Consider the following 25,509-nt stretch of genomic DNA (forward strand, 5'->3'; position numbering starts at 1 on the left):
GAAAGAAAAAAGGATGAACTACAACGGCTTAGCACTGGGGTGCGGTAGCCACAGAGGCAGTGGAAGAAATCAATGGTGCAGGCCGATGAAAAAGAACCTCTGGAATATGACCACAGGCCAGCGCGCTAGGATCTGCATCTGTTGCACTCCCAGCGTTTTTCAGCAACACGTACCACGGAGCAGAGATGGTGCTGATGTGCGTCCAATCAAGCCCCTCATGGTAGCAACGCAGAGGTGTCTCCCCCTCATGCTGTGTCAACTCTAGATCAGCAGTCAGGGCATTAACCTGTGGGTGTTGGCGCACCAGTGTCATAAAACTGCGCAGAGCATGAAAGGCCAATGTAGCCCCTTCTGGCACCCAGAGTCGAAACACACCTGCCCCCAAGGGCTGACTGAAAACCTGCGTTGTGGCGGAGGTGCTCTGTATACAAACGCGTGCATCCAAACGTGCGAAGTCAGACATGGCCTGACGCACCGCCACGTTTTGTTGATCACTTTGCAACAACACCAGTTCCCAAGCAGAATAATCTTGCCGCACCAATGAGAAAAAGGTGTCAGCCAATGCGGTGGCATCTCGCGGCTCCAAAATAATGGTAGCAAACGGACGCTCCTGACTGGCTTGACCTCTAGGGGCAGACTGCTCAGAGGCCACAGAGCGCCATGCACCAGCCCAACTGCGCAAACGCTGCCATTGATCGTGCGACAAACAGGCGCGCAACCAAGCCACCGCACTGAACTGCAATCGTGCACGCCAACTGATATGAGGCCAGATGCGACGCAATACCTCGCGGGTGGTTTTAGGATAAAACTGCGCTAAATAACGCGACCGATCTTGAACTACAGTGTGTTGCTCCTGCATCCATGCAAGTTGGGTGCGCAACAAGGACAGCTCTTCTCGAGCCAAAGACAGTTGGCGCACGGCCTCCAGTCCGGTCATTGCGTCAGTGCCCGCCTGTGATGCAGGCGAGACGCCTGTGGGCAATTTAGGCGGATTGATGGCGTCGATAGACACACCGGCGGCCAATATGCGTTGCGCATGCAAAGGCAAAGCATCTAAGGCGGCCAACACCGCAGCGTCGGCTTCGCTGGTCTGTCCACGCCCCCTGCGCTCCAATGCGCTCAACAAATCACCGACTGTGGTTTGACGCAGCAACGCCTGATGGGCAGGCGCCACCCGATCCAGATACACCCCCAAAAACCAACTCAAAGACCATTGGGGATGCTGGTAGGCCTCCACGCCACTCCAGCGGATATCAAAGTCACGGAACCAGTGGCGCAGGCCGGTTTCAGTGGCGTTGTAAAAATGGTGGGGGTAGCCGTGCTCGGGTTGCAAAAAAGCGGTATCGATTTTGGCAATGCCACCGGGCTGGAGCACGCGGCGGATTTCTGCGGCGGCCCATTCTGGGAATTGCAAGTGCTCAAACACAGCCTGGCTGATGACGGCCTTGAAGGCGTTATCTCGGAACGGCAGTCGGTCAGCGGTACAAACCACATCGGTCATCGGAAAACGAAAGATGTCAATCTGAATGACATTGTCCCAACGCTGATGCTTGCCCCCTGCCCCTAAGTCCAGCACCCAACCATCGCGATGCGCCTCGATAATCTCCAATGCGGCCGGGCTATAGGGATGGCGCGACACGGGGTCGTCTGCCGATACGGTACCCACACCCGGCTCCTGCATACTCTCAGGCAACAGCACCGGCACCCCAGCACGCACCGGATAAACTGCGGCACAAGCACCACATTGCAGTGTCTGGGCTGCCATGTGGAGTGCGCCACTACAACGAGGACAAGCCAGCAGGGGCAGGATCTGCGTCAGGCGACCAGAGGGGGAAGAGGTAGGTGCAGTATCGGTCGTCATGGGGGTGGTCAGTGGATACGGGCCGAGCTACGCGGAGGCCAGGCCAGCGAGAAGTCTTCGGCATCCATCGTGAGATTGGGGTTGTAGCAGGGATCGTGGGCCAGCAGGTGTGGCCAGCGTGATTGCAAGGTATCAATCTCGCGTTTGAAACGCTGTTGCTTTTCTGGGGTGTCTTCATAACCGCGCGAGACGGATTCGTGATGAATCAGTTCGGCATAGGGTGTCCAGTGATTGCGGTAACCCGCCTCATGCACCCGCAGACAGAAATCCACATCGTTAAAAGCAACGGCCAAGGTTTCGTCCAACCCCCCCACTTCTTCGTAGATGCTGCGCCGCACCAGCAAACAAGCTGCGGTGACAGCCACAAACTCTTGCGCCAGCACAGCCCGCCCCATATAACCATGTCGGCCACGGGGCAGGTATTTGTGTGCGTGTCCAGCCACACCACACACCAGCACCACACCGCCATGTTGCAAACGGCCATCGGGGTACCACAGCCGGGCACCCACACAACCAACGCCCGGCTCCATGGCTGGGCCGACCATTTCATCCAGCCATTCAGGGTGGGTGATTTCAATATCGTTGTTCATCAACAAGATGAACTCGCCTTGGGCGGCCTGACGGATACCGTGGTTGTTGATAGCCGAAAAGTTGAACGGGCTGTCATCACGGAAAACACGGATTTGGCCGCTGCGCTCACGCTCGGCAAAGAAGGCCAAGGCTTCGGGGTCGTCGCTGCCGTTGTCTACCAAAATGACTTCGTAGCGCGGATAGCTGGTTTGGCGCAAACTATCTAGGCACTGACGCACCAGCGCCTGTCCGTTGCGTGTCGGGATGATGATGCTGACCAATGGCAAAGACTCTGGGCGTTGCCAGCAAATGCGGTACATACCGGCGGCTTCGGGCGCTTCCTCTACCGTGCCTTGCAAGCCTCGGCGCTGAAGGTGTTCGGTCAGTGCCTTTTGTCCCGCCAAGAAGGCATAGGACTTGTTGCTGTGGCCTGAGGCGGTGCTGCCTACGGCTGTGCGCCAGTGGTACAAAATGGTGGGAATATGCACCACGGCACCTGGGCAATCGCGCAAACTGTCCACCGCGCGCAAGGCTTGGTCGTAGTCTTGTGCGCCCTCAAAGCCGGGGCGGGGGCCACCAATCTGGTTCAGGAAGGCACGCTCATACACAGCAAAGTGGCACATATAGTTGTGCGAGCGCAGCAGCCCCAAGTTGAAGTCGGGCTTGAAGTAAGGATCAAAGCGGTTACCGGCTTCGTCGATTTTGTCTTCGTCCGAGTACAGCACCTTGGCTTGTGGGTGACTGGCAAAGGTTTCTACCGCATAGAGCAGGGCATGGGGACGCAGTTCATCGTCATGGTCTAAGAAACCCACATACTGGCCTTGAGCCAAAGCAATCGCGGTGTTGGTAGCGTGCGAGATATGTTGGTTGTTGGCATGAAACGCCAATTTAATGCGTGGCTCGGCAGCCGCTACAGCTTCTAAAAGAGCGCGCGTAGTGGCGTTGCTAGAGGCATCGTCACAGATGCACAACTCCCAATGGGGATAAAGCTGTGCTTGCACTGAGGCAATGGCCCGCTGCAAATCACGCGCCACCGGGTTATAGACCGGCATCACCAACGACACCAACGGTGTGGCGGTCAATTGCGCCACACGCTGACGCAGACGCTCCAGAGCGGCAGCATCCAAGGTGTCAAATTGGGCCACCCAGTGGGCATAGCTGCGATCTGGCGCAGGAGGCGAAGTCACCACAGAAGCAGCGGACGCCCCTGCTGCATCGGTGGAGACCACCGGTGGGTATGTTGTCTGCAATAAACGCCGGGCGCGCTGGCGTACTCCACCCAAGCCTTCATGGCGATAGACCTCGGCACTGCGGCGCAGCAAATGGCCGATACCCCAGCCCCGCTGACGGGCCACATCCAAGGCAGCCCAAGCACCACGAAAATCCCGCAATAACTTGCCTGCGACACGTACGGGCCGCGAAACACGCCAAGAGGTACTGGACACCAACGCCTGCACCTCGTTGCTGCGGGCATCCAAGGAACGTTGCAAATGGGCTGCGTGGTTGTGCGTGAGTTGCAGATCCGTTTGCAAACGGGCAATTTCTTGTGCCAACTGGCCGGTGGTGGCTTGGGCTTGGGCGCGCTCTTGCTCGGTATGGGCCACCGTCTCGGTGAGTTGCTGGGCCAATTGGTGGTGCTGCTGCTGTAGACGCGCACACTCTTGCACCAATTCATCATGAAGCTGCTGGAGGTGTTCACGCTGCTGCTGCACTTGGTCATGCGACCATTCCAACAAATCGCGATGGGCCAAGGCTTGTTCATGCGCCTGGCGCCAATGGTGTGCGTCTTGACGGGCTTGGTCTGCGGCTTGTTGGGCCATCAAGGCTTGCTGCTGCTGCACATGCAAGGACTCCCCCAGTGCGCTGGCTACTTGGGTCTGGTGTGCCAGTTGCCGGTAGAGCTGGCGGCGCATCAAAGCGCGGGTGATCAGCTCCTCAAAGGTCTGTGCTGACTGCAATACACCCCACTTGCCATAAAGACGGGCCGTGGCTGTGTGGGCTGTTGCTTGGTCGGTCTGCACCCCGGCCCCGGCTCCAGCATGGATACGGTAGGCTGCCGAAACCCCCGGTACAAAGACAAATGGGGTGTGGCACTCGATTTGCAGCCAAAAATCCCAATCTTCATACAGGTCAAAGGTTTCATCCAGCCAACAACCTGCCTCTACCAACGACCGTGCAAAAAGTACCGCATGGATGGGCATGAAGTTGCCATAACACAGCTCACGCGGCGCATAGGGAAAATCAAACACCTCACCCAGTGGCTGGCCTTGGTCATTAACGCATTCCACCGCCGTATGGGCCGCTTGGGCGGTGCTGCTCTGGCGCAAGCACAGCACCAGCTTGGCGATATGGTCGGGGTAAATCCAATCGTCATCGTCCAGAAAGAGCAGGTATTGACCAGCAGCGGCCTGCAAACCCACATTGGCAGCACGGGTGCGTTGTAGGCGTTGTCCTTGAGACACCACACGCACACCCAAGCCTTCTGCTTCGGGCGGCAGCACAGATAAGCCGGTGCCAGCGGCATCCACCAACAGGACTTCGAGGTGGCTGTAAGTTTGCCCTTGGACAGAGCGCAGCGCCTGACCCAAGGTGCTACGCCCCAAAGTACGGATGATGACCGAAACCAAGGGCATATCCTGCGGTGTGACCGCAATGGCCTTGGAGAGGAGGCGCTGACGCTCAGAGCCGATCATCAGAGGCCCACCCGCACGCAAGTCGCTGGCAGAATAGGTTTCGAATGCTTCCACCACATCGACCCCTGGCTGCACCGTCAGGGCACGAAAACGGTTCAGCGCCGCAATAAAGCTGGCATAAGGCAGCTTTGCTTCCTGACTGGCAAAGACAGCCATGGCCTGTTGCTTGGTGTCCCAGACAGGCGAAATATCCAACAGCGTGTTGGGGCGCAAGGGCGCACTGACTTCGTATAAGCGCAGGGTACAAGCGCCCTCTTGCCAACGGCGCAGTGCTTCTACTGCGGCCATCGCTGTAGCGACATGGTCGGGGTGCAACTCCCAAGGAGAAGGGGCATAAACCACCTCGGCCTGCCACGTCTGCATGGCCTCGAGCATCTGTCCGACGAGCGACTCACCATACACCACGCCACGATCGGGCAGATGCCAACAATCTGGTGGTGGCAGCCCCAGCAGCCGTGCAGCAGCGGCCGTTTCAGCCAAACGGGTCTGTGCATAACTGCCTTGGGTGCCAGACAGATCACCGTGGTCTCCTGCGGTGAGCAAAATCACCCGCACCTGATGGCCTGCTTGCACATGCAGGGCGATGGCTCCCCCACAGCCAAACACTTCATCGTCGGGGTGTGGTGCAAAAACCAGCACATTGCGCACATCGGGCACCGGCGAGACGCGGTAGGGAATCAACGTGGCCTCACTGGGATGCATAGCTCACACTCATAAGGAATCAAGCCCGAAGGCAGGGGGTCAGGGTCACGGGGAAGGCAGAAAGGAGGCCGCATTGCACGGACGCCAAACGTGCCACCGCACGCTGCGCGGGGCAGATTCTATCGTCTGGGGTTGGCGGATAGCTCAGGCAGCACCATCCAAGAAAATCGCTTGTAAATCGCTCAGAAAATCAAAACCCCGCTCCGTCGGGCGCACGCGCACCAGATCACGCACTATCAGGCCTTTGCGCTCAGCCTCATCCAAACCACGGGCAATGGCGGTTAATGGCAGCCCTGTGCGTTCCACAAAATCCTGCAATACAAAGCCCTCGCGCAGGCGCAGGGCATTGAGCATATATTCAAAAGGCAAATCGGCACGGCGTACATCGTCGTCTTGCGTCACAGCCCAGCCCGCCAAAGCGTGCTCCATATACAAACGCGGCTCCCGAAAACGCACCTGACGCACAATGCGGTGGGCAAAACTCAGTTTGCTGTGTGCGCCAGCCCCAATGCCCAGATAGTCACCAAACTGCCAGTAGTTGGTGTTGTGAAAACAGGCATGGTCGCCACGGGCATAAGCCGACACCTCATAGCGCACCAAACCGCTCTGCCCCGTCCATTCGGTGATGCCATCGAGCATGGCATAAGCATCATCTTCCTCGGGTAGTGCAGGTGGGTGTTTAGCAAACCAGGTGTTGGGCTCAACCGTCAGGTGGTAAATGGACAAGTGGGGCGGGGCCAAAGCCAGCGCCGTACGCACGTCCTGCTCCAACTCGGCCATGCTTTGGCCTGGCAACGCGTACATCAGGTCGAGGTTGAAGGTCTCAAAGGCATGGGCGGCCTCCTCTGCCGCAGCCAAGGCTTGGGCACGGTCATGCACCCGACCCAAAGCCTGCAAATGGCGGTCGTTAAAGCTTTGTACGCCTATCGACAAACGTGTGACCCCGGCAGCCCGAAAGGCCCGAAATCGGTGCTTCTCAAAGGTGCCCGGATTGGCCTCCAAAGTGATCTCGCAACCAGGTGCCAGTGGCAGGCGAGCACGGATGTCACCCAACAAACGGTCGATGGCCTCAGGCGAAAACAGGCTGGGTGTGCCTCCGCCAATGAAAATACTATGAACCTGCCGTCCCCAAATCAACGGCAAGGATGCCTCCAAATCCCGTACCAGCGCGTCTATATAACGTTGTTCTGGCACACCCTGCTGGCCTTCATCCCAAGCGTGGGAATTGAAATCACAATAAGGACATTTTTTGAGACACCAAGGCAGGTGCACATACAGCGACAAAGGCGGCAAGCTGCTCAATTGCAGCAAGCCGGGGCGCATGTAATGTTGAACGTCGCGTTGCGCAGCAGGCCCAGCCTGCGAGGCCGAAGCCACAGGAATCACCACAGCCATCGCTTACAACCAGCGTTCGCGCAACAAAGCCAACATCTGCTGCGTGGCACGACCCCGGTGGCTATGGGCATTTTTGACTTCTACTGGCAACTCGGCAAAGGTCTTGCCAAATTCTGGAATCCACATCACCGGATCAAAACCAAAGCCATTGCTGCCTTGGGGCTGGTGCGTGATCTGGCCCACTACACGGCCCACCGCAATCAGTGGTTCGGGATCTTGGGGACTGCGCACAGCCACCAGTGTGCTCACCATCGCAGCACGGCGGTTGCTTTGCCCTTGCAACTGCTCCAGCAAGGCGCGCACGTTGTTGGCATCGCTTTTCTCGTAGCCAAACTGGGTGCAATAGTAAGCCGTATCCACCCCCGGCAAACCACCAAAAGCGTCTACACACAGGCCCGCATCGTCAGCCAGCGCCGGCAACCCTGTATGGGCCGAGGCAAAACGGGCCTTAGCCAACGCATTTTCAACAAAGGTGCCGTGGGGCTCATCCGCCTCACCCACCCCCAAATCGGCCTGACGCACCAGTTCTACCCCCAAGGGGGCCAACATCGCTTGCAATTCGACCAGCTTGCCTTGGTTATTGGAGGCCAGAACAATTTTCATCATGAAACAACAAACACAGAGAGTTACGCTTTGCGGGCCGCTGAACGGCGAATGGCCTCATTGATCTCCGCGATGGAGCGTTCAATGGCCTCCTCATCCAAATCATCGACCAAGGTATCCAATGGCCCAGCTTGGATGGTAGAAGCAAAAATGCCATCCCCGATGCTGTCGGTAGAAATTCCTTGGGTAGATTCAAAGGTATCGGGCGTCTCCCACTCCAACGCCACCACAGTCACGTTGTCGCTGCTGGCACCTGCCTTGCGCAAGGCGGCCTCTACCAGTTCTGGCACCGCCTGCGACACCGCCAAACTGCCCAACTGGCGTGTGATCTCCACATCGTCCACACTGCTCCAAAGACCATCCGAGCACAGCAAGATGCGATCTCCCTGCTCCAACGGCACCGGGCCGGTCATGTCGTATATGGGCTTGGTGGGTGAACCCAGACAGGTGAACAACACATTGCGATTGAAGCGGTCTGACCCTGATGGTGGAGCCCGCCCCAACTCTAAAAAGGAATGGTCGCGGGTGCGCGTCAGCAACTCCCGGCCACGCACGACGTACAGGCGCGAATCACCACAATGGATCCAAGTGGCACTGCCATTTTGCAATACAGCTGCCACCAATGTGGTGCGTGGTGAATCCAGCATGGCCTTGTCACTGGCGTAACGCAAAATTTGATGGTGGGCAGCCAACAAGGCAGAGGTCAAGAATGCCTGCGCATCTGGCACCGTGGGCTTGGCCTGGTGTTGGAATTGGGCCGAAATAGTTTGCAACGCAATCTGAGCGGCCACCTCCCCTTCTGGATGGCCCCCCATACCATCGGCCAACACAAACAAACTGGCCTCACGGGTATAGCAGTACCCCATGCGGTCTTCGTTTTTTTCTCGGCCACCCCGTCGGCTGATCTGAAAGACTGAAAACTTCATGACGGCTTGGCCCCGATACCAGCAGCAGGTGCAGCCACTTTTTGCACATTCTTGCGGGTGTCAGACACCAACGAATCAATTTGCATTCGCATCTTTTCAGCCACGGTCAGTTTGGTATAGCGACGCTCGCCCTCACGGCTGAGTTCTTTTTGCAAAGCAAATACCGACTGCGGACGTGACAGCGGGTCGAGTGCCATGCACCACTCCACCACCTCAATCAGATTGTCGGAGTAGACCCCACGCAGTTTGCCCAGCGCCAGCGTCAGGCGGTCTTTGTCTTGGCGCTGCGGTGCTTCGGTGGGCGGAAAGCCCTGCATACAAGCATAAATGCAGGCACCAATGGCGTAAATGTCTGTCCACGGCCCCATTGACGAATCACGCCGGTACATCTCGGGGGCTGCAAAACCGGGGGTGTACATGGGCCGAATGAAATTGCCCTCTTTAGACAACACCTCACGCGCAGCACCAAAATCAATCAACACGGCCCGATTGTCATCGGTCACAAAAACATTGGCAGGCTTGATGTCCAAGTGCAACATCTTGTGCTGATGCACAATGCGCAAGCCGCGCAACACCTCGTCAAATAAAGAGCGGATGGTGGACTCCCGAAACACCTTTTCGCGTTTGAGATCACGGGCCGTGACGATGAAATCCTGCAAGGACGCGCCTTCTAGGTAGTTCATCACCATGTAAACGGTCTCGTTTTCACGGAAGAAGCTGAGCACACTCACCACCGAAGGGTGTGAGATTTGCGCCAGTGCGCGCCCTTCTTCAAAAAAGCTCTTCAGCCCCAACCGGTACAACGAAAGCTTTTCAGGGGGCACCTTGGGCGTCAGCTCACCCGGTGCGCGCGTGGCCAGTGACGAGGGCAGATACTCCTTGATGGCCACTTTTTGACCATCACCGTCAATAGCCAAGTAGACCACGCCGAAACCACCAGCAGCCAGCCGACGTATCACACGGTATCCACCCAGAGGGGTATCGGGTGGCAATGGCGCTGGTTTGATTTTGGACATATTTTTCGCAGAAAACGGGCCAGTCTGTACATAAGCCGGATAATCCCGTGCATTGCAAGCAACCCACCAAAAGCCTGATGCCAGTTTACAGCATGACCGGATACGCCAGCGCCCAGCTGGGTACGCCCCAAGGCCACACTGCCACCGAATCGGTCGCATCGCCAAGCCGTCGCCTGGGTCTGGAAATCCGCTCGGTCAACAGCCGCTTTCTTGATCTATCACTGCGCCTACCTGACGAACTGCGTGCCTTGGAGCCCGTGCTGCGCACCTTGGTCACACAAAAAATCAAGCGTGGCAAAGTCGAAGTCCGCGCTTGGCTAGAGCAAGCCGATGCCAGCGCCCTGCCCGATATCAATCCCCGGCTGGTACAGCGTCTTAGCTCTCTACAAGATACGGTGCAAGCTTGGCTGCCCCAGGCTCGCCCGCTGTCTGTAGCCGAAGTGCTGCGCTTTTCCACCGGCACCAGTGCAGCCCCCGAAGACTGGAGCGGCCCTATCACCGCCTTGGCACACCAGAGCCTGGATGCCCTGCTCCAAGCACGCGCCCAAGAAGGCACACGCCTAGCCACCATGCTGCATGAACGGGTCAGCCAACTGCGCACCCTGGCCTTACAGTCTGTCCCTCTGGTGCCCCGACTGGTAGAGCAACAACGCCAGCGTTTTATGGAACGCTGGAAAGAAGCTATGGGTCTGGCCGAAGGCAGCGCCACCCCCGAAGCCGCACAAGACCGCGCCCTGTCCGAAGCCACGGCTTTTGCCATCCGTATCGATGTCGCAGAAGAAGTCACGCGGCTGCAATCGCACTTGGACGAAATCGAACGTCTGCTGCACCAAGGTGGTGACATTGGCAAACGGCTGGATTTTCTGATCCAAGAGCTGCACCGCGAGGCCAATACCCTTGGTTCCAAATCCGCCGCGCTAGAGCTGACCCGCATCAGCGTGGACATGAAAGTGCTGATCGAGCAAATGCGCGAACAGGTACAGAACATCGAATAACGACATCGTTTTTTATGGATTACCCCGGAAATCTGTTTGTAGTGGCCGCCCCCAGCGGGGCTGGCAAATCCAGTTTGGTCAAGGCACTGCTGGCACAAGACTCGCAGTTGCAGTTGTCGATCTCGCACACCACCCGTGCCCCACGCGGGCAAGAGCAACACGGACGCGAATACTTCTTTGCCTCAGCCGCCGAATTTGATGCCATGGTGGCCGCCGATGCTTTTGTCGAATGGGCCCATGTTCATGGGCAACGCTATGGCACCTCTAAACAGGCCATCGAAGCCCGTATGGCCGACGGCGCGGATGTGGTGCTCGAAATTGACTACCAAGGTGCGCTGCAAGTGCGCCAAACCTTTCCTGCTGCGGTGCTGATCTTCATTTTGCCGCCCAGCTGGCAAGAGTTGCGCGCCCGCCTACAAGGCCGGGGCGAAGACAGCCCCGAAGTCATGGCCCTGCGGTTGCACAACGCACGCGAAGAAATGGCCCAAGCCCACCAGTTTGATTTCGTTATAATCAACGACTTGTTTGATCGGGCAGTGCAAGATCTCAGCACCATTGTTCATGCCCAGCGCCTGCGCTACGCCGCACAGCGGCGCGCCAAAGCGGCCACCTTCGCGTCGCTCGACATCCCCTGAAGCACTTATCCTTTCCCCCGGAGAAATCATGGCCCGCATCACTGTAGAAGATTGCCTTGAGCAAATTCCTAATCGCTTCCAATTGGTGCTGGCAGCCACCTACCGCGCCCGTATGCTCAGCCAAGGTCATGCTCCACGCATCGACAGCAAGAACAAGCCCGGCGTCACGGCCCTGCGCGAAATTGCAGCTGGCAAGGTCGGCCTGGAAATGCTCAAGAAGGTTCCTACCTGATCCACTGGCCTGTGTGCCATGGCAAAAGCACCGCTCATGACGGTGCTTTTTTTATGGTCTTTTATCCAGCTTTTACGACCCCCCGCAGCGGCGCTACATTTAAGGGATGAATGCGGCATTGAAATCTTCCTCCTCCCCTGGCTCCTCCAATGCGGGTGACCACCCGGCTGGCGGGAACGCTACGGCGGCTGCCAATGCAGCAGCAGCCAGCTTTGCAGCCCTGACCGACAACCTAGACTATCTAGACCCCGCCAGCATTGAGCTGGTGCGCCAAGCCTATCGCTATGCAGATACTGCCCACTTGGGCCAATTACGCAATAGCGGTGAGCCCTACATCACACATCCTATTGCTGTGGCGGCACAGTGTGCCACCTGGAAACTCGATGCACAGGCCTTGATGGCAGCTTTGCTGCACGATGCTATGGAAGACTGCGGCATCACCAAGGCCGACCTGATTGAGCGTTTTGGCGCCCCAGTGGCCGAACTGGTCGATGGGTTGACCAAACTCGACAAACTGCAATTTGACACCCGTGAGGAAAACCAGGCTGAGTCTTTTCGCAAAATGCTGCTGGCTATGGCGCGCGATGTGCGTGTCATTCTTATCAAGCTGGCCGACCGTACACACAATATGCGCACGCTGTCAGATATGCCACGCAGCAAATGGAAGCGCATTTCGTCTGAAACCTTAGAAATCTATGCCCCCATTGCGCACCGTTTGGGCCTAAACCAAACTTTTCGCGAATTACAAGACCTGTCTTTCCGTCACCTGCACCCTTGGCGTTATGCCACCCTGAACAAAGCCATCAACAAAGCACGCAACCGACGCCGCGACTTGGTGCAAAAAGTGCAGGCCGATGTAGATGCGGTGTTCAGCAAAAATGGCATGAAGGTACGTCTGGCGGGCCGCGAAAAAACCCTGTATGCCATTTACCAAAAGATGACGCTCAAGCACTTGAGCTTTGCCCAGGTCACAGACCTCTACGGCTTTCGCGTCATTGTGCCCACCATCACCGACTGCTATACCGGCCTGGGTCTGCTGCACCAGATGTACAAACCCGTACCGGGCAAGTTCAAAGACCATATCGCCATTGCCAAGCTCAACGGCTATCAGTCGCTACACACCACCTTGGTCGGCCCTTCTGGCATCAACATTGAATTCCAGTTGCGCACCGAGGAGATGCACATCATTGCCGAGGCCGGTGTCGCTGCGCATTGGCTTTACAAAGCCCAAGAACACGATGGCACTGCCGCCGACCGACTGGGCACCAAATGGCTGCAATCTCTACTAGACATCCAGAACGAAACGCGTGATGCCGCCGAATTCTGGGATCATGTCAAAGTCGATCTGTTTCCAGACGCCGTGTACGTGTTTACCCCCAAGAGCCAGATCATGGCCATGCCACAGGGGGCCACCGTGGTGGACTTTGCTTATGCCATCCACAGCAACATTGGCAACCGCACCTCAGCCGCCAAAATCAATAACGAGCAGGTACCACTGCGCACCGAACTGAAAAACGGTGATGTGGTGGAAATTATCACCACCGCCGATGCCACCCCCAACCCAGCTTGGTTGGGTTTTGTCCGCACAGGTCGGGCACGCTCCAAAATCCGACATTACCTCAAAACCCTGGCCCACTCAGAGTCCGAAGGTCTCGGAGAAAAACTGCTCACACAGGCTTTGCGTGCCGAAGGCATTGAGGAACTGCCCCCCGCCGATGGCAACACACAGGCGGTCTGGGACAAGCTGCTGCGCTTTACTGGCAGCCGCAGCCGTGATGAGCTCATGACCGACATCGGTCTGGGCAAGCGCATTGCCAGTATCGTCGCCAAACGACTGACCGTCTTGATGAGCGAGCACGGCTACCGACCTGATGCCCTGCTCATGACACGCGAACGCTATACCTCGCACGAAACAGTATCTCAAGGTGGCCTGACGTTGGATGGCAGTGAAAATGCTTCGGTGCAATATGCCCATTGCTGCCGCCCCATTCCGGGGGACAACATCATTGGCTACCTCGGTCGGGGTGAGGGCTTGGTGGTTCATACAGCACAGTGCGCCACTGCACAAAAGCTGCAACACAAAGACAGTGAACGCTTTATCACGGTGGATTGGGCCGATGAGCCCTCCCGCTTGTTTGAAGCCGGCGTTGTCGTCACCATCAGCAATGGTAAAGGGGTATTGGCCAGAGTCGCATCCGAATTGGCCGAAGCCGAGGCCGACATCATCCATGTGGATATGGATGACGAGGTGGCGCTAGACACCATCGACCTGCGGTTTATTGTGGCTGTGCGTGATCAAGCCCACCTAGAAACCGCTTTGCGCAACCTGCGCCGGGTGCCTGCAGTACTACGCGCTTCACGCCGCTGACGACAGCGCCGAAAAAACCGCGCTGTATTGCACCTGCAACAGCTCTAGGGTACGGACTCCGGCAGGGGTGGGCAAATCTACCTGATCGCCCTGCCTGGCCTTCAATAAGGCCCGTGCCACGGGAGAGATCCAACTGATCTGGCCTTGCGCACTGTCAGCCTCGTCAATGCCCAAAATAGTGACGGTGCGCTCACAGTCCAGATCATCGACATAAGTGACCGTAGCACCAAAAAAGACTTGGGTATTGCCCATGTGTACCGCCGGGTCTACCACTTCTGCCAACTCTAGGCGCTTGGTCAGAAAGCGAATGCGCCGGTCGATTTCACGCAGTCGTTTTTTGCCGTAGAGGTAGTCGCCATTTTCTGAGCGATCACCATTGCTGGCAGCCCAATGGACAATATCAACAATGCGAGGGCGCTCGGTATCGATCAAGGCCAACAACTCAGCCTTCAGACGACCATAGCCCACCGGGGTGATGTAATTTTTGCTGCCTGCTGGCAGTGGCGGCAAGCTGACGTCATCTTCATCGACAGCTTCTGTTTCTTTGGTGAATGCCTTGCTCATCGAGAGAACACCTAAAGGAAAAAGCCCTGAAACCTTGCGGCTTCAGGGCTTACCTATTGGTGCGGCTGGCAGGAATCGAACCCACGACCCCTTGGTTCGTAGCCAAGTACTCTATCCAGCTGAGCTACAGCCGCTAAGCTTTGAATTATAACACTAAAATTTGACTTTTTAAATTGTCTTAAATTTGAGTGTTTGCTGGGCTTTTTTGAAGCGTTTGCAAATTCAAGCCGCTATTGTAGCGCAATTTTTGCCGTCCACACCGATAATTGCGCCATGGGAATCACTTTTGAGCAGCCGTCGCTGCTACAGCGTTTACAGCCATTCTTTCGCGGTTTTGATGGCTGGCTGCTACTGGCATTGATGCTGCTAGCCAGTCTGGGGCTACTGGCTATGTATTCATCGGGCTATGACCACGGCACCCGCTTCATGGATCACGGTCGCAATATGGCGTTGGCCGCAGGCATTCTGTTTGTTGTGGCCCAAGTGCCGCCCCAACGGCTGCTGATGCTGGCCGTGCCCCTATACACACTGGGGGTGATTTTGCTAGTGGCTGTGGCCCTGTTTGGCATTACCAAAAAGGGCTCACAACGCTGGATTAACGTGGGCGTGGTGATACAGCCCAGCGAGCTGCTCAAGATTGCCATGCCGCTGATGCTGGCTTGGTGGTTCCAGAAGCGTGAGGGGCAATTGCGACCACTGGACTTTTTGGTGGCAGCAGCTCTGCTGGCCATGCCGGTGGGGCTGATCATGAAGCAGCCCGACCTGGGCACCTCGCTGTTGGTGCTGGCGGCGGGCTTGTCCGTCATCTTCTTTGCGGGCCTACCCTGGAAGCTGGTGATTCCGCCGGTACTGCTGGGCTTGATTGGTATTGGCCTGATCGTGTGGTTTGGTGATGACCTGTGCGCCCCCGGCGTGCGCTGGCCTTTGCTGCATGATTACCAGCAACAGCGGGTGTGCACCTTGCTCGACCCCACCCGCGATCCGCTGGGCAAGGGCTTTCACATCATCCAAGGAATGATTGCTATTGGCTCAGGCGGCGTCTGGGGCAAGGGCTTCATGGCTGGCACCCAAACGCACTTAGAGTTCATTCCGGAGCGCACCACCGATTTCATCTTTGCGGCCTACTCCGAGGAGTTCGGTTTGCTGGGCAATTTGCTGCTGGTGGCCTGCTTCTTGTTTCTGGTTTGGCGGGGGCTGGCTATTGCGTTGGGAGCCAACACCCTGTTTGGGCGGCTCATGGCAGGCGCCGTGTCCATGATCTTCTTCACCTATGCCTTTGTGAATATGGGCATGGTCAGCGGCATGCTGCCCGTGGTGGGGGTGCCCCTGCCCTTTATCAGCTATGGTGGCACTGCCATGGTGACGCTGGGATTGGCACTGGGCATTCTGATGTCGATTGCCAGGGCGCAACGCATGCCCGTGACACACAACCAGCCTGTAGACGTGACAGGCATTCCGATGGGGGAAGCACCTGCACAGCCAGAGCCTGCACCCTAAAATGACCGCATGACCTCCCGTACCACTTCTGCCGCACCGCGGCGCGCGCCTACCCTTGAACGTATCGACATTGCCCGCCAGTTACTACTGACCCCTTTTGGGCTGGACGAAAGCCATCTGGCACAAGCCTTGGCAGAAATCCGTGCCCATCAGGTCGATGATGCCGACTTGTATTTTCAGTACACCCGCAGCGAAGGTTGGAGTCTGGAGGAAGGCATCGTCAAGACCGGCTCGTTCAGTATTGACCAAGGCGTGGGGGTGCGGGCCGTGAGCGGCGAGAAAACCGCCTTTGCCTACTCGGATGATATTTCGGCGGCCTCGCTGCTTGATGCGGCCCGCACGGTGCGCTCTATCGGTGCCGTCGCACAGGCAGGCAAGGTGCGTGTTCCCACACAAAAGGTAGCCACCAGCCGGAGCTTGTACCCCGGCACCGACCCCATCGCCAGCTTAGACAGCACGGCCAAAGTGGCCTTGCTCGAACGCGTAGAGCAACGTGCCCGTGCCAAAGACCCCCGGGTGGCCCAAGTCATGGCGGGCTTGGCCAGCGAATACGATGTGGTGCTGGTGGCCCGTGCCGATGGTACGCTCGCCGCCGACGTACGCCCGCTGGTGCGCTTGTCGGTCACGGTAATTGCCGAACAGGGGGGACGCCGCGAGGTAGGCTCTGCCGGGGGCGGCGGCCGCTTTGGTCTGGCCTATTTTGATGAAACACTGATCACACAGTATGTAGACGAAGCCGTGCATGCTGCACTGGTCAATTTGGAATCACGCCCAGCGCCCGCAGGAGAAATGACCGTGGTGCTTGGCCCCGGCTGGCCCGGCGTGCTATTGCACGAGGCCGTAGGCCACGGGCTGGAGGGCGATTTCAATCGCAAAGGCTCCAGCGCCTTCAGTGGCCACATTGGTCAACGCGTAGCCGCCAAGGGCGTGACCGTGCTTGACGATGGCACACTGGCCGATCGGCGCGGCTCACTCAATGTGGATGACGAGGGCCATGCCAGCCAGCGCAATGTGCTGATCGAAGACGGCATCCTCAAGGGCTACATCCAAGACGCCCTCAATGCGCGCTTGATGGGTGTGGCCCCCACCGGCAATGGCCGCCGCGAAAGCTATGCCCACATCCCCATGCCACGCATGACCAATACCTACATGCTCGGTGGCGACAAAGATCCGCAAGAAATCATCGCCAGCATCAAAAAGGGGCTGTACGCCAGCAACTTTGGTGGCGGACAGGTGGACATCACCTCGGGCAAGTTTGTCTTCAGCGCCAGCGAAGCCTATTGGGTTGAGAACGGCAAAATCTTGTATCCGGTCAAAGGCGCCACCATCATTGGCAGTGGCCCTGAGTCCCTGAAAAAGATCCGCATGATTGGCAACGACATGCGCTTGGACAGCGGAGTGGGCACCTGCGGCAAGGAAGGCCAAAGCGTGCCCGTAGGGGTGGGGCAACCCACCTTGCGCATTGATGGCTTGACAGTAGGGGGCACCGCCTGAGCCGCAGACCTTGCCTACGGCTTGGCACTGCCCACAGGACTGCACTATGTCCGGGCCACTGACTGAAGCCTCGCAGACGGCACAATCGTTTGCCGACATCAGTTACCTGCTGCGCGAATGCGTAGCCGATGAAGAGTTGCGCCTGTTGCGTGACAGCGTCAGCGCACTGGCCAAGGCGCTGGATGTGGCTGTGGGTGCGCGGCGGCGGCGCCGTGAATCCACCGCCATCGCCCGCCGTGCGGCTGCCTTGGCCCAAGAACTGCGTCACCACCAAGCGTTTGTGGGCCACCTGGGGGCCGCTTGGAAGACCATGTACGAATGGAGCAGCTACCAGCGGGCCTTGCGCGAGCTGGCACAGGCTGTGCAACGCTGGCGTGAGGCTCTGGCACAACGCAGTAGTGGCGAGGGCATCGCCTTTGACCAGATGGAGCAATTGGCCTGGCGCACTTTGGGCGAGGGTCTGCTGCTGTTGGACATGTACCAGCAGGGTCTGGGTTTGCTGTTGGCAGGAAGCTCTGAAGCACCTCTGTCCGCACCCAGCACGCCCGCATCATGGTGGCAGGGTGTATTGCGGCACTGGCAACACTGGTGGCAGCAACGGTACCGCTGAGGCGCCCTGCCCACCTTGCAATGCCATGCACCAGACTGTGCTACATTGCTTTCCCATGTCGATTGCACGCGCTTTTTATTTTTGGTTCTATTTCTCTATCCCAGGCGGATGAGAGAGGCGAGCGCGCAAGCACCTGAACCCTTTTCACACACCGCCGATGCTGCAAAGCCCGGCGGTTTTTTGTTGTTTTTTGTTTTAACCCCCCACTTTGATCCATCCAAAGGAAGACAAGCATGAGCACACAAGCCACCCCTGTCACTGAGCCCTGGTATCAGCACGTCGAGAAGACCAGCCAGACCGACGACGAACGCATCAAGGACATCACCGTGCTGCCCCCTCCAGAACATTTAATCCGCTTCTTCCCCATCCGGGGCACCAGCATCGAAACGCTGGTCACACAAACCCGTCAGAGCATTCGCAACATCATGGCAGGCACAGACGACCGCCTGTTGGTCATCATTGGCCCATGCTCGATTCACGACCCTGCCGCAGCACTGGACTACGCTCGCCGTCTGCAAGCCGTACGCGCCCAATACGCAGACACGCTGGAAATCGTGATGCGCGTCTACTTTGAAAAACCCCGCACCACCGTCGGCTGGAAGGGGCTCATCAACGATCCGTACTTGGACGATAGCTACCGCATTGACGAAGGCCTGCGTATGGCCCGCCAACTGCTGATCGATATCAACCGTCTGGGTGTGCCTGCCGGTAGCGAATTCTTGGACGTGATCTCGCCGCAATACATTGGCGACCTGATCAGCTGGGGGGCTATTGGCGCGCGCACCACCGAGAGCCAAGTCCACCGCGAGCTGGCCTCTGGCCTGTCGGCCCCGATTGGCTTCAAGAATGGCACCGATGGCAACATCCGTATTGCTACCGATGCGATTCAGTCGGCCAGCCGCAGCCACCACTTCTTGTCGGTACACAAAAATGGGCAAGTAGCCATCGTAGACACTACAGGCAACCCAGACTGCCACGTCATCCTGCGCGGTGGCAAGGCACCCAATTACGATACGGCCAGCGTTGCCGCAGCCTGCAAAGACCTGGAAAACGCCAAGCTGCCCGCCACCTTGATGGTCGATTGCAGCCACGCCAACAGCTCTAAACAGCATGAAAAGCAACGCGATGTGGTGCGCGACATTGCCAGCCAAATTGGTTCTGGCTCGCACAGCGTGTTTGGGGTGATGATTGAGAGCCACATCCACGCAGGCGCGCAAAAGTTCACACCAGGCAAAGACGACCCCTGCGCACTGGAATACGGCAAGAGCATTACCGATGCCTGCTTGGGTTGGGATGACTCGGTGCAGTCATTGGCCGACCTGGCTGCTGCCGTGCAAGCGCGCCGCGCCCGCTGACAGGCAAGCTGCGCCAGTGTAAGCTAGCGTTGGCGCTGCAAATATTGCGCTACAGGGCAGCGGAGACAACTGCCCTTTGTCCTCTCCATTAGAAAGATAGATCCATGCACAGAGAAGTTACCGTCACCTTGGAACACAACGCAGAGTTTCGCTTCGACCTCGAACACGCCGAGCCGATGAGCAATGAAGAAGCCCGCCGCTGGTTGGACGATGAATTCACCCGCTTAGAGTGCGAACCCCTGCGCGCCAGCGGCAAAGTGCTGCTGGCCGACAAGGTACTGACGGTGGCGTCAGCAGCAGGCACGACGCTGCTGTCTGATGCAGCATGGTTCACTGCATTTGCCCGTGCTACCCATGCGGTGTTGGTCAAGCCCATCATCCATGTGGATGTGCCCTCCATGACCATCAGCTACTGAGCGCCTTTAACAACAATCCGTGGATGCCGCCAAAGGCACCATTGCTCATGCACAAGATGTGATCGCCAGGCTGCGCAACAGCGGTGATTTGCGTGACCAGCGTGGCAATATTGGCGGCTGTGTGTGCCTTCCCCCCCAAGGGGCTCAAGGCGGCCGCAGCATCCCAGTCTAGTCCGGCCGTGTGGCAAAACACTTGGTCGGCATTTTCTAGCGCCCAAGGCAATTGGGCTTTCATGGTGCCCAGCTTCATGGTGTTGCTGCGCGGCTCAAAGGCAACCAAAATGCGCGCCTGACGGCCAACACGCTGGCGCAAACCATCCAAGGTGGTACGCATGGCAGTGGGATGGTGGGCGAAGTCGTCATAAACAGCGATGCCACGCACCACTCCGCACTGTTCCATACGGCGGCGCACATTCTGAAAACTGCCCAGCGCCGCTGCTGCCACGGTGGGTGCAACCCCGACATGCGCTGCGGCAGCCATCGCAGCCAAGGCGTTCAATTGATTGTGAACGCCGCTGAGCGCCCACTCTACCCGCGCCACACACTGGCCGCGGTACAAAACATCAAAGGCATCGGGTGGGCCTTCTGTAGTGAAATCGCTCACAGTGGCACCAAAGCTGCTGGTGCCACTCCAGCAGCCGGTATGCAACACCCGCGCCAGGCTTTCCTCCAACCCATTAACGACCACCTGCCCAGATGGTGGCACCGTGCGCACCAAGTGGTGAAATTGGCGCTCGATGGCAGCCAGATCGTCAAAGATGTCGGCATGATCGAACTCTAGATTGTTCAAAATGGCCGTGCGTGGGCGGTAGTGGACAAACTTGCTGCGCTTGTCAAAGAAAGCCGTGTCGTATTCGTCGGCTTCAATCACAAACAGCGGCGCACTGCCCAACGGGCCGGGGCCAGTGCTGGGCCGAATGGCGGCCCCCAAACGGGCAGAGACACCAAAGTTGAGGGGCACACCACCGACCAAAAACCCCGGTTGCAAACCAGCGCATTCCAGCACCCATGCCAGCATGGAGGTGGTGGTGGTTTTGCCATGCGTACCGGCCACGGCCAACACATGGCGGCCTTGCAATACCTGTTCGGCCAACCACTGCGGCCCACTGGTGTAGGGCAAACCGGCCTCCAAGATGGCCTCCATCAGTGGAAACTTGGGACTGCCATCGGGCAGATGGGCACGGCTGACCACATTTCCAATCACAAAGACATCGGGCTTTAATGCCAGTTGCTCAGTGCCAAAACCCTCGATCAGCTCAATACCCAAAGAGCGCAGTTGGTCACTCATGGGGGGATAAACACCGGCATCGCAGCCCGTCACGCGATGTCCGGCCTCGCGGGCCAATGCGGCCACGCCGCCCATGAAGGTGCCACAAATGCCTAGGATGTGTATGTGCATGGGCGCAGATTCTACGGTTGCACGCCACAATGGAGCCTGAGAACTGCACCATGCAAAACACCCACCTTGCCACCGAAATTGCCCAAGCTGCCGCCCGTCTGGTGGTGGATGAGGGGCTGGACTATGGCCCCGCCAAACGCCGGGCAGTGCGGGATTTGGGCCTGCCCACTCGCACCGCCCTGCCCGACAACGACCTGCTAGAAGCGGCGCTGGCTGAACACATTGCTATTTTTTGCGCAGACACCCAACCACCAGAGTTGCGCGCCTTACGCGAGTTGGCCTTGTTGTGGATGGAGCGATTGGCCGAGTTTCGGCCCCACTTGGCCGGAGCGGTTTGGCATGGCACCGCCACTCGCCTGTCTGACATTTACTTATCGCTGTTTTGCGACGATCCCAAATCGGCAGAAATTCTGCTCATCAACCGAGGGGTAGACTATGACGCCCAGATGGTCAACGGCTTACACGGCCAGCCGGTGGAAGCACTCACCATAGGTCACCCCCTGCCTGCATTGGATACGGTGGTGGGCATACATTTGCTGATCTACGATCTGGACGATCTGCGTGGTGCTCTGCGCCCCGACAGCCAAGGGCGTACACCACGGGGCAACATAGCTGCCGTACGCCAATTGCTGGCTGCCACTGACACGGTGACTGCACCACCATGACCCTCAAGCCCCCCCTTGATCAACGCCGTCGTTTGCTCTTGAGCGGTGCCGTAGCGGCCACAGCGGTGGCTGGCGCTGGGTGGGGCTGGTGGCAAAGCCAACGCTCCAGCCCCCCGTCTGACACACCAGAGGGAATCCCCCAATTCTGGGAGAAAACCTTCGACACTCCGCTCGAGGGGCATTCGCTGGCCCTGCGCACCTTTCAACACCGGCCTCTACTGCTCAATTTCTGGGCCACTTGGTGCCCCCCCTGTGTGGCCGAAATGCCGCTGCTCAACCACTTCTTTCAGCAACAACAAGCCAACGACTGGCAAGTGCTGGGCATTGCTGTGGACAAGCCGGTAGCCGTGCGCCAATTTTTGGCACGCCAGCCTGTAGATTTTCCCGTGGTGCTGGCCCCCCTGGAAGGCGCTGATCTGGCCCGCGCACTGGGCAACTTAGGTGGGGGACTGCCCTTTACCGTGCTGCTCGATGTCAATGGTCAAGTCCGACAACGTAAAATCGGCCAAGTCACACCGCAGCTATTGCAAAGCTGGACAGCTTTGCGTTAACGCCTGATGCTGCGGCGTCTGCCTAGAAGATACTTCTCCTTCCCTTCAAATACACCAAAAAGACCGCAGTAGCGTGAAATTAGAGTAAATTCGCGCCCTGTTCAGTTTTTAGCTCTTGGAGCCTTGCATGGATTTGCGCAAACTCAAAACCCTGATTGACCTCGTTTCCGAGTCAAACGTGTCGGAACTGGAAATCACCGAGGCCGAAGGCAAAGTCCGCATCGTCAAGGGCGGTGGAGCCGTTGTGCAGCAATTTGTAGCTGCCCCAATGCAGGCTGCCACGATGGCCCCTGTGCAGCCCGCTGCGGCGGCCGTAGCCGAATTGCCCGCACCTGCCGCCACCCCCACAGGCCACACCATCAAATCCCCCATGGTGGGCACGTTCTACCGCGCCTCCAGCCCCGGCGCCAAGCCTTTTGTCGAACTGGGCAGCCAGGTCAAAGAAGGAGAAACCGTCTGCATCGTAGAGGCCATGAAAATCCTGAACGAGATAGAGGCCGACAAATCGGGCACGGTCACGCGCATTCTGGGTGAAAACGGCCAAGCGGTCGAATACGGTCAACCCCTGTTTGTGATCGAGTAAAGCACCGATGCTCTCCCCCTTCGAGTCATCTGCTGCAAAAACACCCATGTTCAAAAAGATTCTGATCGCCAACCGTGGCGAAATCGCCCTGCGCATTCAGCGCGCCTGCCAAGAGCTGGGCGTCAAGGCGGTAATGGTGTACTCTGAAGCCGACCGTGACGCCAAATACGTCAAGCTGGCCGAAGAGGCCGTCTGTATCGGCCCAGCGCCCTCGCCCCTGAGTTACCTCAACATGCCAGCCATCATCTCGGCGGCTGAAGTGACCGATGCAGAGGCCATCCACCCCGGTTATGGCTTCTTGTCCGAGAACGCCGACTTTGCCGAGCGTGTGGAGCGCAGCGGCTTTCAGTTCATTGGCCCTACGCCCGAGTCCATCCGCATCATGGGCGACAAGGTGTCGGCCAAGCAGGCCATGATCCGTGCTGGCGTGCCCTGCGTGCCTGGCTCGGAGGGCGAGTTGCCTGATGATCCCGTACAGATCAAGCGCATTGCCAAAGCCATCGGCTATCCGGTCATCATCAAGGCCGCTGGCGGTGGCGGTGGCCGGGGTATGCGGGTTGTGCATACTGAGGCCGCGCTGGTCAATGCGGTGCAGATGACCAAGGCCGAAGCTGGAGCTGCCTTTGGCAATCCAGCGGTCTATATGGAAAAATTCCTGCAAAACCCACGCCATATCGAAATCCAGGTCATGGCCGACAAGCACCGCAATGCTGTCTATTTGGGTGAACGCGATTGCTCCATGCAACGACGCCACCAAAAGGTGATTGAGGAAGCTCCGGCCCCCGATATTTCGCGGCGTCTGATCGATCGCATTGGCGACCGTTGCGTGGCCGCCTGCAAGAAAATCGGCTACCGTGGCGCAGGCACCTTTGAGTTCTTGTACGAAAACGGCGAGTTTTACTTTATCGAGATGAACACCCGCGTCCAAGTGGAACACCCGGTCACGGAGTGGATCACTGGCGTGGACATTGTGCGCACCCAAATCATGGTGGCCGCAGGCGAGAAGTTGCCCTTCACCCAACGCCAGATCAATGCCCAACTGCGCGGCCATGCCATTGAGTGCCGTATCAACGCCGAAGACCCATACAAGTTCACGCCATCGCCAGGGCGCATTACCACTTGGCATGCGCCGGGCGGGCCGGGGGTACGTGTGGATTCACATGTCTACACCAACTACTATGTACCGCCTAACTATGACTCGATGATCGGCAAAATCATTGTGCATGGCGACACCCGCGAGCAAGCCTTGGCCCGAATGCGCACCGCATTGGCCGAGACAGTGATTGAAGGCATCAACACCAATATCGCACTGCACCGTGAACTGATGGTGGATGCCAAATTCATGGCAGGTGGCACCAATATCCACTACCTCGAAGAGTGGCTCTCGCAGCGCCAACGCTGAACCTGCCGCTCTGACCAAGGGTCTGCGCCAAACACCAGGCGCGGGCCTGTTTTTTCATTGCAGTGCAGAAGAAGGCACCCAGCCATGTATGAATTAAGCCTGATGAGCCCGGAAGACCGGGTTGAATCCCTGAGCGATGCGCTCGATGCGCTCGATGCGCTGAGCGTCTCCGTAGAAGATGCCGACGCACAGACCGATGCCGAACAGGCTCTGTTTGGCGAACCGGGCATGCCACCACCCAAAGACGGTTGGCAACGCAGCCGCATCGTAGCCTTGTTTGCTACCGAAGCCTTGGCCCAAGAAGCCCGCGATTTGTTGCAGGCCCAAGAGTTTTTTGAGGGCTGCGCCATACTCGGCATCAGCCCCCTCGCTGACCAAGACTGGGTGCGGCTCACACAATCGCAATTTGCCCCAGTGGATATCACGCCCGATTTTTGGATTGTGCCCACATGGCATGAACCACCTGCACAAGCCACTCGCATCATTCGGCTCGACCCAGGCTTGGCTTTTGGCACCGGCACCCACCCCACCACCCGGATGTGCTTGCGCTGGATTGCCCGCCAACCAGAAGGCAGCTTGGGCCGGGTGCTGGACTATGGGTGTGGTTCAGGCATCTTGGCCATTGGTGCAGCCAAATTTGGCGCGCAAGACATTGACGCCGTAGACATCGACCCAGCGGCTGTGGAATCGAGCCAGCAAAACGCCCACGCCAACGGCGTGCAGGTGCGTTCGGGCCTGCCCGAGTTGGCGCAAGGCAGCTACCACACCGTGCTGGCCAACATTTTGGCTACACCACTGCGGGTATTGGCCCCGTTGCTGTGTGGCCATGTGGCCGCTGGCGGCCATCTGGTGCTGGCCGGTATCCTAGAGCGCCAAGCCGAGGAACTCCAAGAAGCCTATGCCCCCTATTTGTCGCTGCAAGTGGCTGATACCCAGGATGGCTGGATTCTGATGACTGCAAAACGCTGACACCCATC

General features: G+C 58.1%; 22 protein-coding genes and 1 tRNA gene. 14 read left to right on the top strand and 9 right to left on the bottom strand.

The genetic code is table 11. The features are described 5' to 3' along the window. Positions 1 to 28: 28 nt before the first annotated feature. From ACYVB2_RS03290 to ACYVB2_RS03315, 6 genes are all read right to left on the bottom strand, one after another. Positions 29 to 1,861, bottom strand: coding sequence for a methyltransferase domain-containing protein (locus ACYVB2_RS03290; protein WP_382429055.1), 1,833 nt, complete (start codon positions 1,859 to 1,861; stop codon positions 29 to 31). An 8-nt stretch (positions 1,862 to 1,869) separates the two neighbouring features. After that, a complete protein-coding gene (locus ACYVB2_RS03295) occupies positions 1,870 to 5,826 on the bottom strand; it encodes a glycosyltransferase (RefSeq protein ID WP_382429053.1) in 3,957 nt (1,318 codons plus the stop codon). 144 nt (positions 5,827 to 5,970) lie between these two features. After that, the gene (gene hemW, locus ACYVB2_RS03300) at positions 5,971 to 7,221 is read right to left on the bottom strand and encodes a radical SAM family heme chaperone HemW (protein ID WP_382429051.1); all 1,251 of its coding nucleotides are present in this window, start codon (positions 7,219 to 7,221) and stop codon (positions 5,971 to 5,973) included. A 3-nt stretch (positions 7,222 to 7,224) separates the two neighbouring features. Then, on the bottom strand, positions 7,225 to 7,824 hold the full coding sequence (gene rdgB / locus ACYVB2_RS03305) for an RdgB/HAM1 family non-canonical purine NTP pyrophosphatase (protein WP_382429769.1): 600 nt from the start codon (positions 7,822 to 7,824) through the stop codon (positions 7,225 to 7,227). A 23-nt stretch (positions 7,825 to 7,847) separates the two neighbouring features. Next, positions 7,848 to 8,750, bottom strand: coding sequence for a PP2C family protein-serine/threonine phosphatase (locus ACYVB2_RS03310; RefSeq protein WP_382429049.1), 903 nt, complete (start codon positions 8,748 to 8,750; stop codon positions 7,848 to 7,850). Then, a complete protein-coding gene (locus ACYVB2_RS03315) occupies positions 8,747 to 9,766 on the bottom strand; it encodes a serine/threonine protein kinase (protein ID WP_460535257.1) in 1,020 nt (339 codons plus the stop codon). The genes ACYVB2_RS03310 and ACYVB2_RS03315 overlap by 4 nt, the downstream gene beginning before the upstream one ends. A 77-nt stretch (positions 9,767 to 9,843) precedes the next feature. Between ACYVB2_RS03315 and ACYVB2_RS03320 the strand changes: the two genes are divergently transcribed. The 4 genes from ACYVB2_RS03320 (at position 9,844) to ACYVB2_RS03335 (ending at position 13,996) form a co-directional block, all read left to right on the top strand. Further along, a complete protein-coding gene (locus tag ACYVB2_RS03320; protein WP_382429045.1) occupies positions 9,844 to 10,761 on the top strand; it encodes a YicC/YloC family endoribonuclease in 918 nt (305 codons plus the stop codon). Between the two features lie 14 nt (positions 10,762 to 10,775). Beyond that, a complete protein-coding gene (gene gmk / locus ACYVB2_RS03325; protein ID WP_382429043.1) occupies positions 10,776 to 11,396 on the top strand; it encodes a guanylate kinase in 621 nt (206 codons plus the stop codon). A gap of 28 nt (positions 11,397 to 11,424) precedes the next feature. Next, positions 11,425 to 11,628: a DNA-directed RNA polymerase subunit omega gene (gene rpoZ, locus ACYVB2_RS03330; RefSeq protein WP_382429041.1), complete on the top strand. Its 204-nt coding sequence runs from the start codon at positions 11,425 to 11,427 to the stop codon at positions 11,626 to 11,628. A 106-nt stretch (positions 11,629 to 11,734) separates the two neighbouring features. Next, a complete protein-coding gene (locus ACYVB2_RS03335; protein WP_382429039.1) occupies positions 11,735 to 13,996 on the top strand; it encodes a RelA/SpoT family protein in 2,262 nt (753 codons plus the stop codon). Here the strand turns inward: ACYVB2_RS03335 and greB are convergent. Next, positions 13,985 to 14,560, bottom strand: a complete 576-nt coding sequence (greB, locus tag ACYVB2_RS03340) for a transcription elongation factor GreB (protein WP_382429037.1) — start codon at positions 14,558 to 14,560, stop codon at positions 13,985 to 13,987. The two genes, ACYVB2_RS03335 and greB, sit on opposite strands and share 12 nt — an antisense overlap. A gap of 57 nt (positions 14,561 to 14,617) precedes the next feature. Continuing rightward, a tRNA-Arg gene (locus ACYVB2_RS03345) sits at positions 14,618 to 14,694 on the bottom strand. 139 nt (positions 14,695 to 14,833) lie between these two features. Between ACYVB2_RS03345 and rodA the strand changes: the two genes are divergently transcribed. The 5 genes from rodA (at position 14,834) to ACYVB2_RS03370 (ending at position 19,932) form a co-directional block, all read left to right on the top strand. After that, positions 14,834 to 16,057 carry a rod shape-determining protein RodA gene (gene rodA / locus ACYVB2_RS03350; RefSeq protein WP_382429035.1) on the top strand — a complete coding sequence of 408 codons (1,224 nt, stop codon included), beginning with the start codon at positions 14,834 to 14,836 and terminating at the stop codon, positions 16,055 to 16,057. Positions 16,058 to 16,066: 9 nt separating this feature from the next. After that, positions 16,067 to 17,551: a metalloprotease TldD gene (tldD, locus tag ACYVB2_RS03355; RefSeq protein WP_382429033.1), complete on the top strand. Its 1,485-nt coding sequence runs from the start codon at positions 16,067 to 16,069 to the stop codon at positions 17,549 to 17,551. 46 nt (positions 17,552 to 17,597) lie between these two features. Continuing rightward, complete coding sequence (locus ACYVB2_RS03360) at positions 17,598 to 18,161, top strand: hypothetical protein (RefSeq protein WP_382429031.1); 564 nt, start codon at positions 17,598 to 17,600, stop codon at positions 18,159 to 18,161. A gap of 233 nt (positions 18,162 to 18,394) precedes the next feature. Beyond that, positions 18,395 to 19,516 (top strand): 3-deoxy-7-phosphoheptulonate synthase, encoded by a 1,122-nt coding sequence (locus ACYVB2_RS03365; RefSeq protein ID WP_382429029.1) that lies wholly within the window; start codon positions 18,395 to 18,397, stop codon positions 19,514 to 19,516. A gap of 104 nt (positions 19,517 to 19,620) precedes the next feature. Next, entirely contained in the window at positions 19,621 to 19,932 is a 312-nt protein-coding gene (locus ACYVB2_RS03370; RefSeq protein WP_382429027.1) for a hypothetical protein, read from the top strand. On the opposite strand, the gene mpl is transcribed toward ACYVB2_RS03370, so the two are convergent. Further along, positions 19,922 to 21,331, bottom strand: coding sequence for a UDP-N-acetylmuramate:L-alanyl-gamma-D-glutamyl-meso-diaminopimelate ligase (mpl, locus tag ACYVB2_RS03375; protein WP_382429025.1), 1,410 nt, complete (start codon positions 21,329 to 21,331; stop codon positions 19,922 to 19,924). The genes ACYVB2_RS03370 and mpl overlap by 11 nt on opposite strands. A gap of 50 nt (positions 21,332 to 21,381) precedes the next feature. Here mpl and ACYVB2_RS03380 point away from each other — a divergent pair, with 50 nt between their 5' ends. From ACYVB2_RS03380 to prmA, 5 genes are all read left to right on the top strand, one after another. After that, entirely contained in the window at positions 21,382 to 21,996 is a 615-nt protein-coding gene (locus tag ACYVB2_RS03380) for a hypothetical protein (RefSeq protein WP_382429023.1), read from the top strand. After that, positions 21,993 to 22,547 (top strand): TlpA family protein disulfide reductase, encoded by a 555-nt coding sequence (locus tag ACYVB2_RS03385; protein WP_382429021.1) that lies wholly within the window; start codon positions 21,993 to 21,995, stop codon positions 22,545 to 22,547. Before ACYVB2_RS03380 ends, ACYVB2_RS03385 begins: the two co-directional genes overlap by 4 nt. A 127-nt stretch (positions 22,548 to 22,674) precedes the next feature. After that, positions 22,675 to 23,130 (top strand): acetyl-CoA carboxylase biotin carboxyl carrier protein, encoded by a 456-nt coding sequence (gene accB / locus ACYVB2_RS03390; RefSeq protein ID WP_382429019.1) that lies wholly within the window; start codon positions 22,675 to 22,677, stop codon positions 23,128 to 23,130. Between the two features lie 46 nt (positions 23,131 to 23,176). Next, positions 23,177 to 24,532 carry an acetyl-CoA carboxylase biotin carboxylase subunit gene (gene accC, locus ACYVB2_RS03395; protein WP_382429017.1) on the top strand — a complete coding sequence of 452 codons (1,356 nt, stop codon included), beginning with the start codon at positions 23,177 to 23,179 and terminating at the stop codon, positions 24,530 to 24,532. An 84-nt stretch (positions 24,533 to 24,616) separates the two neighbouring features. Then, entirely contained in the window at positions 24,617 to 25,501 is an 885-nt protein-coding gene (gene prmA, locus ACYVB2_RS03400) for a 50S ribosomal protein L11 methyltransferase (RefSeq protein ID WP_382429015.1), read from the top strand. Positions 25,502 to 25,509 lie beyond the last annotated feature (8 nt).

This window comes from Giesbergeria giesbergeri (assembly GCF_054779375.1).

What these genes read in the sequence shown, in the direction of transcription:
- ACYVB2_RS03290 (WP_382429055.1), bottom strand. Translation starts at nt 1,861, where the DNA reads ATGACGACCGATACTGCACCTACCTCTTCCCCCTCTGGTCGCCTGACG.
- ACYVB2_RS03295 (WP_382429053.1), bottom strand. Translation starts at nt 5,826, where the DNA reads ATGCATCCCAGTGAGGCCACGTTGATTCCCTACCGCGTCTCGCCGGTG.
- hemW (WP_382429051.1), bottom strand. Translation starts at nt 7,221, where the DNA reads ATGGCTGTGGTGATTCCTGTGGCTTCGGCCTCGCAGGCTGGGCCTGCT.
- rdgB (WP_382429769.1), bottom strand. Translation starts at nt 7,824, where the DNA reads ATGAAAATTGTTCTGGCCTCCAATAACCAAGGCAAGCTGGTCGAATTG.
- ACYVB2_RS03310 (WP_382429049.1), bottom strand. Translation starts at nt 8,750, where the DNA reads ATGAAGTTTTCAGTCTTTCAGATCAGCCGACGGGGTGGCCGAGAAAAA.
- ACYVB2_RS03315 (WP_460535257.1), bottom strand. Translation starts at nt 9,766, where the DNA reads ATGTCCAAAATCAAACCAGCGCCATTGCCACCCGATACCCCTCTGGGT.
- ACYVB2_RS03320 (WP_382429045.1), top strand. Translation starts at nt 9,844, where the DNA reads ATGCCAGTTTACAGCATGACCGGATACGCCAGCGCCCAGCTGGGTACG.
- gmk (WP_382429043.1), top strand. Translation starts at nt 10,776, where the DNA reads ATGGATTACCCCGGAAATCTGTTTGTAGTGGCCGCCCCCAGCGGGGCT.
- rpoZ (WP_382429041.1), top strand. Translation starts at nt 11,425, where the DNA reads ATGGCCCGCATCACTGTAGAAGATTGCCTTGAGCAAATTCCTAATCGC.
- ACYVB2_RS03335 (WP_382429039.1), top strand. Translation starts at nt 11,735, where the DNA reads ATGAATGCGGCATTGAAATCTTCCTCCTCCCCTGGCTCCTCCAATGCG.
- greB (WP_382429037.1), bottom strand. Translation starts at nt 14,560, where the DNA reads ATGAGCAAGGCATTCACCAAAGAAACAGAAGCTGTCGATGAAGATGAC.
- rodA (WP_382429035.1), top strand. Translation starts at nt 14,834, where the DNA reads ATGGGAATCACTTTTGAGCAGCCGTCGCTGCTACAGCGTTTACAGCCA.
- tldD (WP_382429033.1), top strand. Translation starts at nt 16,067, where the DNA reads ATGACCTCCCGTACCACTTCTGCCGCACCGCGGCGCGCGCCTACCCTT.
- ACYVB2_RS03360 (WP_382429031.1), top strand. Translation starts at nt 17,598, where the DNA reads ATGTCCGGGCCACTGACTGAAGCCTCGCAGACGGCACAATCGTTTGCC.
- ACYVB2_RS03365 (WP_382429029.1), top strand. Translation starts at nt 18,395, where the DNA reads ATGAGCACACAAGCCACCCCTGTCACTGAGCCCTGGTATCAGCACGTC.
- ACYVB2_RS03370 (WP_382429027.1), top strand. Translation starts at nt 19,621, where the DNA reads ATGCACAGAGAAGTTACCGTCACCTTGGAACACAACGCAGAGTTTCGC.
- mpl (WP_382429025.1), bottom strand. Translation starts at nt 21,331, where the DNA reads ATGCACATACACATCCTAGGCATTTGTGGCACCTTCATGGGCGGCGTG.
- ACYVB2_RS03380 (WP_382429023.1), top strand. Translation starts at nt 21,382, where the DNA reads ATGCAAAACACCCACCTTGCCACCGAAATTGCCCAAGCTGCCGCCCGT.
- ACYVB2_RS03385 (WP_382429021.1), top strand. Translation starts at nt 21,993, where the DNA reads ATGACCCTCAAGCCCCCCCTTGATCAACGCCGTCGTTTGCTCTTGAGC.
- accB (WP_382429019.1), top strand. Translation starts at nt 22,675, where the DNA reads ATGGATTTGCGCAAACTCAAAACCCTGATTGACCTCGTTTCCGAGTCA.
- accC (WP_382429017.1), top strand. Translation starts at nt 23,177, where the DNA reads ATGTTCAAAAAGATTCTGATCGCCAACCGTGGCGAAATCGCCCTGCGC.
- prmA (WP_382429015.1), top strand. Translation starts at nt 24,617, where the DNA reads ATGTATGAATTAAGCCTGATGAGCCCGGAAGACCGGGTTGAATCCCTG.